The 13,358-nt window shown below is 38.8% G+C and carries 13 protein-coding genes; 10 read left to right on the plus strand and 3 right to left on the minus strand.

Annotated features, from left to right (window positions below; genetic code table 11):
* Nucleotides 1-6: 6 nt before the first annotated feature.
* Both PBAT_RS19325 and PBAT_RS19330 read right to left on the minus strand, forming a co-directional pair.
* Nucleotides 7-1,107, minus strand: coding sequence for a coiled-coil domain-containing protein (locus tag PBAT_RS19325; RefSeq protein ID WP_246168277.1), 1,101 nt, complete (start codon nt 1,105-1,107; stop codon nt 7-9).
* A gap of 173 nt (nt 1,108-1,280) precedes the next feature.
* Nucleotides 1,281-1,517 carry a DUF2626 family protein gene (locus PBAT_RS19330; RefSeq protein ID WP_068651974.1) on the minus strand — a complete coding sequence of 79 codons (237 nt, stop codon included), beginning with the start codon at nt 1,515-1,517 and terminating at the stop codon, nt 1,281-1,283.
* Nucleotides 1,518-1,851: 334 nt separating this feature from the next.
* Here PBAT_RS19330 and PBAT_RS19335 point away from each other — a divergent pair, with 334 nt between their 5' ends.
* From PBAT_RS19335 to PBAT_RS19380, 10 genes are all read left to right on the plus strand, one after another.
* Nucleotides 1,852-2,502, plus strand: a complete 651-nt coding sequence (locus PBAT_RS19335; protein WP_068651976.1) for an RsfA family transcriptional regulator — start codon at nt 1,852-1,854, stop codon at nt 2,500-2,502.
* 224 nt (nt 2,503-2,726) lie between these two features.
* Nucleotides 2,727-3,710, plus strand: a complete 984-nt coding sequence (locus tag PBAT_RS19340; protein WP_068651979.1) for a ketopantoate reductase family protein — start codon at nt 2,727-2,729, stop codon at nt 3,708-3,710.
* A 3-nt stretch (nt 3,711-3,713) separates the two neighbouring features.
* Nucleotides 3,714-4,100 carry a DUF3397 domain-containing protein gene (locus tag PBAT_RS19345; RefSeq protein ID WP_068651980.1) on the plus strand — a complete coding sequence of 129 codons (387 nt, stop codon included), beginning with the start codon at nt 3,714-3,716 and terminating at the stop codon, nt 4,098-4,100.
* Nucleotides 4,101-4,256: 156 nt separating this feature from the next.
* On the plus strand, nt 4,257-5,924 hold the full coding sequence (locus PBAT_RS19350) for a peptide ABC transporter substrate-binding protein (protein WP_068651983.1): 1,668 nt from the start codon (nt 4,257-4,259) through the stop codon (nt 5,922-5,924).
* 191 nt (nt 5,925-6,115) lie between these two features.
* A complete protein-coding gene (locus PBAT_RS19355) occupies nt 6,116-7,048 on the plus strand; it encodes an ABC transporter permease (protein WP_068651985.1) in 933 nt (310 codons plus the stop codon).
* Nucleotides 7,049-7,051: 3 nt separating this feature from the next.
* The gene (locus PBAT_RS19360) at nt 7,052-8,002 is read left to right on the plus strand and encodes an ABC transporter permease (RefSeq protein ID WP_068651987.1); all 951 of its coding nucleotides are present in this window, start codon (nt 7,052-7,054) and stop codon (nt 8,000-8,002) included.
* Nucleotides 8,003-8,013: 11 nt separating this feature from the next.
* A complete protein-coding gene (locus PBAT_RS19365) occupies nt 8,014-9,009 on the plus strand; it encodes an ABC transporter ATP-binding protein (RefSeq protein WP_068651989.1) in 996 nt (331 codons plus the stop codon).
* Nucleotides 9,006-9,944 (plus strand): ABC transporter ATP-binding protein, encoded by a 939-nt coding sequence (locus tag PBAT_RS19370; RefSeq protein WP_068651992.1) that lies wholly within the window; start codon nt 9,006-9,008, stop codon nt 9,942-9,944. The genes PBAT_RS19365 and PBAT_RS19370 overlap by 4 nt, the downstream gene beginning before the upstream one ends.
* A 282-nt stretch (nt 9,945-10,226) precedes the next feature.
* Nucleotides 10,227-11,861: a bacillithiol biosynthesis cysteine-adding enzyme BshC gene (gene bshC / locus PBAT_RS19375; RefSeq protein WP_068651994.1), complete on the plus strand. Its 1,635-nt coding sequence runs from the start codon at nt 10,227-10,229 to the stop codon at nt 11,859-11,861.
* A gap of 23 nt (nt 11,862-11,884) precedes the next feature.
* Nucleotides 11,885-13,153 carry an adenosylhomocysteinase gene (locus tag PBAT_RS19380; RefSeq protein ID WP_068651996.1) on the plus strand — a complete coding sequence of 423 codons (1,269 nt, stop codon included), beginning with the start codon at nt 11,885-11,887 and terminating at the stop codon, nt 13,151-13,153.
* An 80-nt stretch (nt 13,154-13,233) separates the two neighbouring features.
* Here PBAT_RS19380 and PBAT_RS24915 read toward each other — a convergent pair.
* Nucleotides 13,234-13,358, minus strand: a 125-nt coding sequence (locus PBAT_RS24915; protein ID WP_157091329.1) for an IS3 family transposase, incomplete at its 5' end; no start/stop codon positions are given.

The following is a 13,358-nucleotide window of genomic DNA, read 5'->3' on the forward strand; positions in this document are numbered from 1 at the left end:
GTTGAACTACATAGATAATTTCAATATGATGTGTAAAAGATTTGTTGAAATTTTAACGTCGGTTGCTTTGACAAATGATATGAGTTTTTGTGGATAAAAGCCAAGATCAAATTCTTCTTCAAGTGCAAGACGGGTCGTATCGGGCAATTCTAAGTTGTTAAATATTAACTTTGATACATGGAACATAATCCCGTTTTCAGGATCGTTAACTATGTTATAATTTCCCTCTATCGTTATTGATATTCCGCCACTTTTTCCAGAGGCAGAGATAACATCATTGTCGAAATGAAAAGAAAAGTTATTAAACAGATCATCTTTGGAACGAAGAAATGAATTTAATTGATCTTCTGTAATATTAATGGTGTAAGTTGAACCTTTCGCTTGAATAATACCTTTTGTATTCTGAACAAACTCAGGCAAATCTTTCATAGCCGAAGATAGTGCTCTGAAATGGCGTTTAACCTCGTATAATCCTACATTTTCCCAGTATAATGTAAATTCATTCATCATCTTTTGCATGGCCTCTGGATCACTGCTGGTTTGGAGACTTCCATCTACTGATTGCTGAAGAGCAAGCACTCGTTCTCGCTGTTTAATGAGATTGTGCTTCATTTCATCTAGCTCGACAGAATTTTGGGCTATTTTTTTTTGCATTATTTGTAAATCGACATATTCTGACTGATACGTATTTAAAACCTCTTTATCATTATTCATGATGATTTCGTAATAGCCATAGATGATGAGCAGTCCACTAATATTTTTGACTGAGAGAAAAGCTGAGTATAGAAAGTCTCGTTCACCCATGTAATAAGAACGTACAATGGCTCCTGCACGATCTTGTTTGTCCTTGATTTGATTACGTTTCTGAAGAAGTTCTATTTCTAATTGATCTTGTTCTATCGCCATCTCAGTCTGACGTTGACTAATTCGCTCGATTTCACTGTCTATTTCCACAATGGATAGACTTTTCTCAAGCATTTGGCGAGTTTCTTCATCCAAAGGAACCACAGGGTCTGCATAGATTATTCCATGAGGGTGGAGTGATGAGTAAAGAAGCAAGGTTAAAAGCATACACAAAATAATGAAGTGGTATTTTGGTCTTCTCAAGCGTATTCCCCTCCCTATGTTATTTGTAACTATATGTATATGTCATTCATTTTAGTTATTATAACTTGTATTTTAACAGAGTCTAGTGTTTATGAATTCATAATTCATCAAAAAACGACCCTTTAGTCCGTGAATGGACCAAAGGATCGTTCTATTGTGTAACTAATAAAACTTTAAACTGGCATATCCATTACAAATACAGTCCAATAGCTAAATCCTGTGAAAGTCAGAATCATGTAGGCCCAAAAGAGAAGCACATAGGTTCTCTCTGTGAATTTTAAATAGCCCAAGATGACAAAGAAGGCGGTTTGAAGAAAAAACAATAAAGCCATTTCAGTCAAATCACCAGCAAATGCCATAAGTCCAATTGCTAATGTGAAAAAACCTAGAACTCGAAACATGCGTCCCACAAATCATATCCCCTTCCATATGTACGGTCAACCTTATATATGCTCCATTATAGCGGTTTCGGAAATATGTGTAAATGATGAAACGTAAAATTTTCAAATTTTGTGACTATTGTTATAGAAGAATTTGTATAACATTTGATTATTCTACATGGATTCTGATTGTCCGTGTATGGCTGTTCAATAAATTGGTAATACAAAATAGTATCAAATAGATTCTATGAACTCTATGAGAGGCATAGAAATGAATTAAGCAGCTTTTATACCTCATGCATTGCCGGATAAATCTGGTCAAGAAGATGGTTATTTTAGGACGTTGTTAGGAGGGTTTGGTTGCATGACAGCCGTAAGACAGGACGCATGGAGTGTAGATGATGATCTTATTTTGGCAGAAGTAACTTTGCGCCATATTCGCGATGGTGGTACGCAGTTGTCTGCATTTGAAGAAGTTGGTGAAAAAATCGGTAGAACTTCAGCAGCCTGCGGATTTCGATGGAACAGTTGTGTCCGTAAAAAGTATGATGAGGCGATTAGTATTGCTAAAGCGCAGCGTCAGAAACGTAGTTACTACAAGAAGCAGCCATCCGTAGTAGGATTACAGGTTGCAAGCTTAATGAAAGTGGAAGAGGACAGTAATTACTATAAGGTTGAAGGTATAAGTGAAGAAACACTATCTATGGAAGCGGTCATTCGATTCCTAAGGCAGTGGAAAGGTACTGTTCAGGAAAATACCAGACAGTTAAAAATGCTTGAGAAGGAACTACGTGATAAGGATGAGGAAGTAGAACACTTACGCCTTATTAATGAGAGATTGTCCAAGCAAGTCAATGAGGTTCAGACGGATTATCGGGTTGTGAATGATGACTACAAGGCATTGATTCAGATCATGGACCGTGCACGACGTTTGGCCTTCTTGAATGAAGAAGAGGAAGAAAGTAAATCGAGATTTAAAATGGATGCCAATGGGAATCTGGAGCGTATCGATTAACTATATAGATCGAACTAAAGACGAAACCTATTATTCATGATCTTCTTTAGGAAATGATTGAACTAGTGAGTGCAAACTTTAGTTCAATCTATATAGTAATCCTTATCTAACTACAAAATACCCCGTACAGAAGTTGTCTATGACAATCTGTATGGGGTATTTTGTAGTTCCTTCCTAGTGCTATAATAGGCGCAAGCGAACAAATTATGGAAGGGGGATAGGCAATGAGAATTGATATTATTGGTGGAGGTTCATTAGGTCTACTCTACGGTGGGAAGTTAGCATTTGCAGGGAACGAGGTTCGTATTTGGTGCCGAAGTATGGATCAAGTTCTTTCCTTAAGAACAGAAGGTCTACATATGACTAGTGTGGAGAATTTAGATGCTTCTTCTGTAGGTCCTATACGAATAGAGGCAGATGTAATGGATCATTTCACAGAGGGATGGAAGAGAGATCCTGCTGAATGGATATTTCTTATGACGAAGCAAAAAGATGTGGAATACATAGGCTCACAATTGCTCGCAAAGATAGACAAGAGCACTCTGAAGGCAACCCACGGAATGATTTGTTATCAGAATGGAACGGGTCATATTGAGCTGTTAAACTCATTATTACCTCAATGGCATATCTATTCAGCGATCACAACGGAAGGGGCTAAAAGATTATCTTACAACGAGGTGTTTCATGCGGGTCGTGGTGAAACCAACTTTGGTCAAGTGATAGATGAGCAATTTCAAAAGGAAAATAAGAATCGAAGAGAAAGTGAGAATAGTTTGTTATATGAGCTTAGAAAAGCAGGATTTACAAGTGATTTGTCGAATAAAATCGTTAACCAGATTTATCGCAAATTATTAATTAATGCATGTATAAATCCTTTAACTGCTTTGTGGCGAATACATAATGGAGAATTGATGGCAACGCAAGCAAGAGTGGATATGATGAGAAAACTCTTCTTAGAAGGTACTGCAGTATATAATGCAAGCGGCATTTATTGGGATGATAATTTGTGGGATCAGATTATGAGCATATGTGTATCCACTTCAGCAAACACCTCTTCTATGTTACAGGATATACTTGAAGATAATCCAACGGAAGTGAAATGGATTAATGGGAGTATTGTAACCCTGGCTGAAAAGAAAGGTTTAGTTGCAACGTATCACAAGTCTATGGTGGAGTTAATACAAGGAATGAGTACAAAGGAGGGATAAACGTTGGATTTTCTAAGTAATTCTTTTATCGTGTTTAGTATTCTTCCATTTGTTCCATTTATATTAGTGTTTTTTATTTACGATAAGTGGAAGGATAATAAACGTAATGCCTTGTTGATGGCAATGGATGTTACTACGGTATTTCTAATTATGTCTGTATCAGCACTATTTAATAATATATTTGATTTGAAATTTGGATTTTATCTTATTTTGTTATTCCTTTTAATTGCAGTAGGAATGGTTGGGGGAGCACAGAATCGGATGAAAGGAAAAGTAGATGTGACAAGATTGCTTAGAGCAGTCTGGAGAATGGCGTTCGTAATTATGACATGTAGCTATATTTTATTTGCAATAATTGGATTATTTAGATACATATTTAAGTCGATGTAATGTAATGTCACACAAAACAATGAAAATTATGGAAAATATGATGTTTTTTCAGAAAAATACAACAATTCATGAATTGTTTTGTAGATTTTTTTGACCACTGGTTGTATAATCAATAACAATAACTTAATACCACACACAACTAGGGGGAAACATCAGATGAACAAGAAACGTTTGCTAAGTATGCTTGCACTTATCTTGATTGTTAGTACTGTACTCGCGGCTTGCGGCAGTAACAACAACAAAGAAGATGGGGCATCAAACGGCGCTGGAAAACCAGCAGAAGCAAAGGAACAAGTACTTCACATTAACATGAGTGCTGAACCACCAACATTTGACCCAGGACAAGCTCAGGATAGTCAAGCTAATACTGCACTAAAACTAATGTATGAAGGTTTAGTACGTGTAGATGACGCTGGTAAAGAAGTTCCGGCAGCTGCCGAATCATGGGAAATATCCCCTGACGGTTTGCAGTATAAATTTAATCTTCGTAAAGATGCAGTTTGGAGTAATGGAGATCCTGTAACAGCTAATGACTTCGTGTTTGCTTGGCAACGCGTTCTTGACCCTACAACAGTACCAGCTGCTCCATATGCTTACCAACTAGGTTACATCAAGAATGCAATAGCTTATAACTCTAAAGAAGTTACAGATTTCTCTAAAGTTGGTATTAAAGCTACTGATGAATACACATTAGAAGTAACATTAGAAAACCCAACGCCTTATTTCTTGGGTCTAACATCCTTCTATACGTTCTACCCTGTTCATGCTTCAGTTAAGAATAATGCCGCTTGGGCAACAGACTATAAGTCTATGATCACAAATGGTGCATTTAATTTATCAAATTGGACGACAGGTCAAAAACTCGAATTCACTAAAAATGATAAATATTGGGACAAAACAAATATTAAATTGAGTAAGATTGAAGCTTCCTTGGTAGCAAGTGGTGCTTCTGAACTTTCCAGTTATAAGAGTGGACAACTAGATTTTGCTGGAGCACCTAACGGTGAAATTCCTTCAGATTCTATTCCCACTATGGAGAAACAATTACCTAAAGAATTCTCTAAAAAAGGTACGGCAGGTACGTATTACTATGAATTTAACGTAACGGCAAAACCATTCGATAATGCCAAAATCCGTAAAGCGTTCTCCATGGCTATAAGCCGTCAAGATATCGTTGATAAGGTAACACTTGGTGGACAAATCCCTGCTTATGGTTTTGTAGCACCAGGAATTAAAGGTATTAAAGATGAATTCCGTACAGAAAATAAAGATGACTTCTTCACAGAGAATGTGGAAGAAGCTAAGAAATTACTAGCTGAAGGTATGGCTGAAGAAGGCTACACTACGTTGCCAGAAGTTACATTGATCTATAACTCCAGTGAGAGCCACAAGAAAATTGCTTTGGCAGTTGCTGATATGTGGAAAAACAATCTTGGCGTAGAAGTGAAGACTGAAAACCTTGAGTGGGGTGTCTTCCTAGAGACTCGTCAAAACTTGAATTATCAAATTGCACGTGCTGGCTGGAGTGCTGACTATGATGATCCAATGAACTTCATGGATCTATGGAAAACAGACAGCGGTAATAACGATTCTGGGTTCAGTAACAAAGAATATGACCAATTGATTAAAGATTCATTAGTATCACAAGATAATAATGTTCGTATGGAAAAAATGGCAGCAGCAGAAAAAATCTTGATTCAAGATGAACAGGTTCTTATGCCGCTTTACTATTACAGCAATGTGTACCTCACTAAGGAAAATGTTAAAGGTATTTCCGTTAATTATAACGGCGCAATTGACTTTTCACGTGCATACTTCGAATAGATAATATTAGAAGTATGATAGGTATTTCGGGATGTATATGTGGCTAGCCCATATATATCCCGATTTTTTTATCTTGTCATGAACTTACCAGGGATTTCATTATTTTGAAAATATAGTGATTAGATAATATCCTTGTTTTATATTAAAATTATTTTCGTATTGTAGGACTCTTATATGGAGGTGTGAATGGAATGGTACGTTATGTTGCCAATAAATTTTTCTATATGCTTATTTCGTTACTTATATTGATATCTGCAACATTCTTTCTAATGAAAGCCATTCCGGGTGATCCTTTTCAGGCCGAGAAAAAGGTATCAGTTGAGATGAAAGCTCGTCTCATGGAACAATATGGGCTAGACAAGCCGTTGTATGTACAGTACTTCAAGTATTTGGGTGACATTGCTACAGGAGATTTTGGGATCTCCATGAAGAAATTGAATCAGGATGTTACCAAGATTATATCAGACACATTCCAAACATCGTTGAAGCTTGGTCTTGTAGCCATTGTCATAGCAGTGGTGGTCGGGGTTCTACTCGGGATGCTTGCGGCCCTTTATCATCGAAAGTTAATTGATAATGTCGCCATGATATTAGCCGTACTTGGTATGGCTGTACCCAGCTTTGTACTCGCTTCCTTACTTCAGTACTATTTAGCTGAAAAAGCCGGCTGGTTTAATGTTCTAGGCTTTGATAAGCCGTTAGACTATGTTCTACCTGTTATGGCATTATCTGCGCAACCGATTGCATTTATCGCTCGTCTTACGAGATCAAGTATGCTTGAAGTGTTACATGCTGATTACATCAAGACAGCGAAAGCTAAAGGTCTAAACTGGTTTACTATTATGTTCAGGCATGTTATTCGTAACGGGATTCTGCCTGTCGTGACATATGTGGGTCCTATGACTGCTAACATTATTACGGGTTCTGTTGTAATTGAACAAGTATTTGGTATTGGTGGTATAGGAAAAGTGTTCGTTGAATCGATCACGAACCGTGATTATACGTTAATCATGGGCGTTACTATTTTTTACGGAGTAATTCTAATGGTGGCTAGATTCCTAACCGATATCGCCTACGTTATGATTGACCCACGTATTAAACTATCCGGTGGAAAGGAGGGCTAACTGTTGGATATTAATCAGACAAAAACATCTCAAGATCATGTTATATTGACGTCTGAAGACTTTCGGAAGATTGGCACTGATGAGAAAAACTCAGAGGTAATCCAAAGAGAAAGCTTGTCAGCATGGAGAGATGCTTGGCAAAGACTTCGTGAGAACAAAATTGCTATGACTGCTCTTATAATATTGGCGCTTATTATTATTGCATCTATTTTTGGACCACTGATTTCTGATTTCAACCATTTCACGAATGATCTGGTGAATACGAATCAGCCTCCTTCTTCTATTCACTGGTTTGGTACAGATGAATTGGGACGTGATATGTTTGTTCGTACGTGGATGGGTGCTAGAATCTCACTTACAGTTGGTTTAGCGGCTGCTCTAATTGACCTTATCATCGGCGTGATTTATGGGGGAACTATGGGGTTCTTCGGTGGTCGCGTTGATGAAATTATGAATAAATTCTCTGAAATTCTTTATTCTATTCCGTATTTGCTAGTAACGATTCTCTTACTGGTTGTACTTGAACCAAGTCTAGGAACGATTATTCTAGCGTTGACGATTACAGGATGGATTAATATGTCTTGGATCGTGCGCGGTGAGATGATTCAACTTAAAAATCGTGAGTTCGTACTAGCTTCTCGTTCTATGGGTGCAGGTAACGCTCGTCTTATATTCCGTCATTTACTTCCTAATGCGGTTGGACCGATTATCGTCACGCTGACGTTATCTGTTCCAAGTGCTATTTTCTCAGAAGCATTCTTAAGTTTCTTGGGTCTTGGTGTACAAGCTCCCGTTGCTTCTCTTGGTTCCATGATCAGTGACGCTCTTACAGGATGGATGTACTATCCTTGGCGGATGTTGTTCCCAGCAATTCTGATCAGTCTAATCATGCTTTGCTTTAATATTTTCGGTGATGGTCTTCGTGACGCACTGGATCCCAAATTGAAAAAATAGGAGGTGGAACCATGGAGCCGATTTTACATGTAAAAGACTTACACGTATCATTTCACGTAAAAGGCGGAGAAGTTCAGGCAGTACGCGGAATGAACTTTGAGATTGGTGAAGGTGAAACGGTAGCAATCGTCGGAGAATCTGGTAGTGGTAAAAGTGTTACCGCTCAGACGATCATGCGCCTGATTCCTTCGCCGCCTTCACGTATTAAACAAGGGGAAATCATCTTCAAGGGTGAGAACCTATTGAATAAAACAAATAAGCAAATGGAAGCCATTCGTGGTAAAGATATCGGTATGATATTCCAAGATCCTATGTCTTCATTGAATCCTACGATCAAAGTAGGAAAACAAATTACAGAAGTTATGATTAAACATCAAAAAATGTCTAAGACAGAAGCTAAGGTCCAAGGGATAGAGATGTTGAAGTTGGTGGGTATCAAAAATGCGGAAGCGCGTTTTGAACAATATCCACATGAATTCTCTGGTGGTATGCGTCAACGTGTCATGATCGCGATTGCGTTAGCATGCCGTCCTGCACTATTGATTGCAGATGAGCCTACAACGGCTTTGGATGTTACGATACAGGCTCAAATCTTGGATGTTATGAAGGAAATGCAACAACGTTTAGGTACGTCGATTATTCTAATTACACATGATCTTGGAGTAGTAGCAGGTATGTGTGACAAGGTAATCGTAATGTATGCGGGAGAAGTGGTAGAGACTGGAACAGTCATGGAAATATTCAAAAACCCTCAACATCCTTATACGAAGGGGCTTTTGCGTTCCATGCCTCGCCTTGATCAGAAAAAAGACGAACCATTAATTCCTATTCTTGGCACGCCACCAGATCTCATCAAACCTCCACTGGGTTGTCCGTTTTGTGCCCGATGTGATGAAGCAATGAAGATCTGTGAAAGTGTTGATCCAGCAGAGACTGTATTTAGTGAGTCACACATGGCACGTTGTTGGAATCTACATCCTATGGCTCGGGAGGGTGAATCATCATGAGTCAACAACCATTAATTCAAGTCAATGGCTTGAAGAAGTATTTCAATGTAGGTAAAGGGAAAATCTTGAAGGCTGTTGATGACATTAATTTCTCTATTCGTGAAGGTGAAACGTTAGGTATGGTAGGAGAATCAGGTTGTGGTAAATCTACGGCAGGACGTACGATTCTTCGATTATACGAGCCGACAGCGGGTAGTGTAAATTTTGGTGGAACAGATATTTACAAACTCCCACCTAATAAAATGAAAGCTATGCGTCGCGATATGCAGATGATATTTCAAGATCCGTATGCTTCTCTCAACCCACGGTTTACGGTCTCTGATATTATTGGTGAGGCATTCGATATACACAAGCTAACGGATAGCCGCAAAGAACGTAAGATGAAGATTGAAGAGTTGCTTGATATGGTTGGTCTGAACTCCGATCATGCTACACGTTATCCGCATGAATTCTCCGGAGGTCAGCGTCAACGTATCGGAATTGCCCGAGCTCTTGCTGTTAATCCGAAGTTTATTATATGTGATGAACCTATCTCTGCGCTAGACGTATCGATACAAGCACAGGTTGTAAATCTACTCAAAGACTTACAGAATCGCTTGGGCTTGACGTATCTATTTATTGCACATGATCTATCCATGGTTAAGCACATTAGTGATCGCGTAGCAGTTATGTATCTTGGGAAAATGGTTGAATTGGCTGATAGTGATGAATTATACAATAACCCTATTCATCCTTATACCAAGTCTCTACTATCAGCTATTCCGATTGCTGATCCAGAGATTGAGGCGAATAAGAAACGGATCATCATGCCAGATGAGCTTGATGGACCTATCCATTCTGCTAATGGATCAAGCGGAGAAAGTAAATTCAATTTGTCAGAATCCAAATTAGTTGAAGTATCTAAAGGACATTGGGTCGCAACACCTTATGCTTAATTGATAGTACATTGGGATTGTTTATACCGCCGGGGATACCGGCGGTCTTTTTGTACTTTTGTAAGCGAGACAAAGTGTTCAGAAGTTTCTTTGACTGATACCTTCATATTAGTTACAATCAAGAAAGAATTTTAGATATTATTGAAATATAAGAAGGATAGGTTTCATCTTATACTTCATCTTATATTTCTCGATGATACGGATATCGGCCTTTTGAAGGGCGTCGAAGCCGTATTCTAGTTGATGAATTTGTTTATAGTGCAAGAATAGGAGGTATACCCGATGAAAGTTGTTTCTGAGCCACTACAAAGCGGCTCATCTTTGGCAGATGATTATATTCATCATTATGAGAAAGTTTCTCTTCTTTACGGTGAAGATTACCACCGCGATCAGACTTGGATGGATCGAATGAAGTGGTTGGATGATACAGAAGACAGACGGGTAAACCGCCATGCCTTGGTAGAGATATTGAAAGATTATAATGAGAAATTTAATTCTCATGATGCAGTACATACATCCCTTTATATGTTGGAGAAGCCTGGAACATTGGTTGTGACGGGTGGACAGCAAAGTGGATTGTTTACCGGTTCTATGCTTGTTGTATATAAAGCAATCACGATTATACATGCAGCAAAGGAAGCTGAGAAACGCTTGAATAGACCTGTAGTACCTTTATTTTGGATTGCGGGTGAAGACCATGACTGGGATGAGGTAAATCATACGTATTTACTCTCAGGGGATACACAGCAGGTGTCTAAGATTAAGATGGATAAGTATTCATCACAGCGTTCATCTGTAAGTTATAGCGCTATATCATCTGATGAGTGGGATCGTGCTATACAGTCACTGTCAGATACTTTACCTGATAGTGATGTGAAAGTTGATATCCTCACAAAGATTCAGCAATCAACCGATACTACTGATAATTTAAGCGATGCCTTTGCTAAGTTAATGGGCGAATTGTTTGGGAAATATGGATTGGTGCTTTTGGACTCGGCAGATATCAGATTGCGTAAGCTAGAATCGCCTATCTTTGCGTCTATGATTGAACGTAACGATGATTTAGGTCAGGCATATCGTGCCGCAGCTGATCAGATTACATCATTAGGTTATGGGTTACAGGCAGATGTTGCGGATGATGGGGCTAACCTATTTTATATTCATGAAGGAAATAGAATTCTCTTAGCAAAACAAGAGGGTAAATTTATGGACCGTAAAGGGTTAGTTTCATTCACGAAAGAACAACTGTTGGATATGTTGGAGATGCATCCAGAACGCTTCAGTAATAATGTACTGACTCGTCCTATTATGCAGGACTCTCTTCTTCCTGTTCTTGCTTGCGTGTTAGGGCAAGGAGAAATAGCTTACTGGCCCATTACACGTCAAGCTTTTGAAATCATGGATGCTAAGATGCCTATCTTGTTACCTAGGATGTCTTTTACCCTTATCGAGGATACACAACAGAAATATATGGAGAAATACAGCCTTTCATTTCAAGATGTACAATATCGTTTACAAGAGCGTCGGGAACAATGGTTGTCCGCACAAGACTCCTTACAGATTGATAAATTGTTCTCCACGACACGGGAAGCTTTCGAACAATTGTATGATCCCTTAATTGAACAATTAGGTAACTTACAGACGGGATTGTATACATTGGGTCAGAGTAATAAGAACAAGATTGCCGACCAGATCTCTTATTTAGAAGGTAAAGCTAAGGATGCACTTGAACAACAACATGAAGCAACGCTTCGTCAATGGGACCGTATAGGCACGTTGTTGTTTCCAATGGGTAAACCACAGGAGAGAGTCTTCAATGTCTATCATTACTTGAATCGATATGGTCTGTCTTTGATCGATGAGATTCTAGAGAAGACCGGTGACTATTCTGAAGAGCATCGTGTTATTTTATTGTAGGTTCAAATTTAAGGAGGATCATAATGAATTCTAAGTCTATTGAGAACAGTATCGTTAGAGATATGACGTTAGCTCCTGAAGGTCACTTGAAGATCGATTGGGTAGAAGCTCATATGCCTGTGTTAAACCGGATTCGTGCACAATTTGAGGCGGAACAACCTTTTAAGGGATTAAAAGTCGCAATTTCTCTTCATCTAGAAGCAAAGACAGCATATTTAGCAAAAGTGGTAAAAGCGGGTGGAGCTGAAGTTACCATTGCAGGGAGTAACCCACTCTCTACACAAGATGATGTGTGCGCTGCATTGGTGGAAGATGGTGTTACCGTATTAGCGAAGCATAATCCAGAACCTGAGGAATATAAAGAGATGTTGATTCGATTGTTAGAGACGAAGCCCGATCTTATTATTGATGACGGTGGTGACCTTGTAACGATTCTACATACAGAACGTCCGGATCTGCTCGTCAACATTCGTGGAGGCGCTGAAGAGACAACGACAGGAATTATCCGTCTGAAGGCAATGGAGAAAGATCAAATGTTGAAATTGCCTATGGTTGCTGTAAATGATGCTTATTGTAAACATCTATTTGATAATCGTTACGGTACGGGTCAATCGGTATTTGATGCTATCAATCGGACTACCAATTTGGTTATAGCAGGTAAGAATGTCGTAGTTGTAGGATATGGTTGGTGTGGTAAAGGGGTTGCAATGCGTGCAAAAGGATTGGGCGCGAACGTAATCGTTACTGAAGTTAATCCTATCCGTGCTGTTGAAGCACATATGGATGGATTCCAAGTTATGCCTATGGTTGAAGCAGCGAAGCTTGGAGACTTCTTTATAACAGTGACTGGAAATAAGTCTGTTATAACAGGAGAGCATTATGATGTGATGAAAGATGGGGCTATTCTTTCAAATGCGGGTCATTTCGATGTGGAAGTGAACAAACCGGAACTTCTAATCCGTTCGAGTTCTGTGCGGACCGTTCGCAAGAATATTGAAGAATATCAATTCAAAGATGGTCGTAAAATGTACTTAATCGCTGAAGGACGTCTAGTGAATTTAGGGGCGGGCGACGGACATCCAGCAGAAATTATGGATATGACGTTCGCATTACAGGCCATGTCTCTGAAATATGTGAATGATAATTATGAGAAATTAGGTAAACAAGTTCTTAATGTACCGTATGAGATCGATGAACAAGTGGCACGATTCAAACTTGAAAGTCTAGGAATTAATCTAGATTCCTTGAGTACAGAACAAGTTGCTTATTTAGATAGTTGGAATGTGCACTAAATATATACTCGGATAATTAAGCAGGCCTCCCATATTATGAAGTGACCCCTGTCAAGTAGACAATTAACAAAAAGCAATATTTAAGCAGCCTGAGTCCTGTATTCGTAGGGGCTCAGGTTGTTTAGTTTCTTTTGAAAGCGTTCATGGTTGTAGAAATGGATGTACTGCTTAACGGCGTGTTCGACCTGCTTTACAGAATGAAAAA

It is taken from the genome of Paenibacillus antarcticus (assembly GCF_001637225.1).
Taxonomy (GTDB): Bacteria; Bacillota; Bacilli; order Paenibacillales; family Paenibacillaceae; genus Paenibacillus_AQ; species Paenibacillus_AQ antarcticus.

Excerpts from the sequence above, each read along its gene's own strand:
- PBAT_RS19335 (WP_068651976.1), top strand. The coding sequence starts at position 1,852 with ATGACAGCCGTAAGACAGGACGCATGGAGTGTAGATGATGATCTTATT.
- PBAT_RS19340 (WP_068651979.1), top strand. The coding sequence starts at position 2,727 with ATGAGAATTGATATTATTGGTGGAGGTTCATTAGGTCTACTCTACGGT.
- PBAT_RS19350 (WP_068651983.1), top strand. The coding sequence starts at position 4,257 with ATGAACAAGAAACGTTTGCTAAGTATGCTTGCACTTATCTTGATTGTT.
- PBAT_RS19355 (WP_068651985.1), top strand. The coding sequence starts at position 6,116 with ATGGTACGTTATGTTGCCAATAAATTTTTCTATATGCTTATTTCGTTA.
- PBAT_RS19365 (WP_068651989.1), top strand. The coding sequence starts at position 8,014 with ATGGAGCCGATTTTACATGTAAAAGACTTACACGTATCATTTCACGTA.
- PBAT_RS19370 (WP_068651992.1), top strand. The coding sequence starts at position 9,006 with ATGAGTCAACAACCATTAATTCAAGTCAATGGCTTGAAGAAGTATTTC.
- bshC (WP_068651994.1), top strand. The coding sequence starts at position 10,227 with ATGAAAGTTGTTTCTGAGCCACTACAAAGCGGCTCATCTTTGGCAGAT.
- PBAT_RS19380 (WP_068651996.1), top strand. The coding sequence starts at position 11,885 with ATGAATTCTAAGTCTATTGAGAACAGTATCGTTAGAGATATGACGTTA.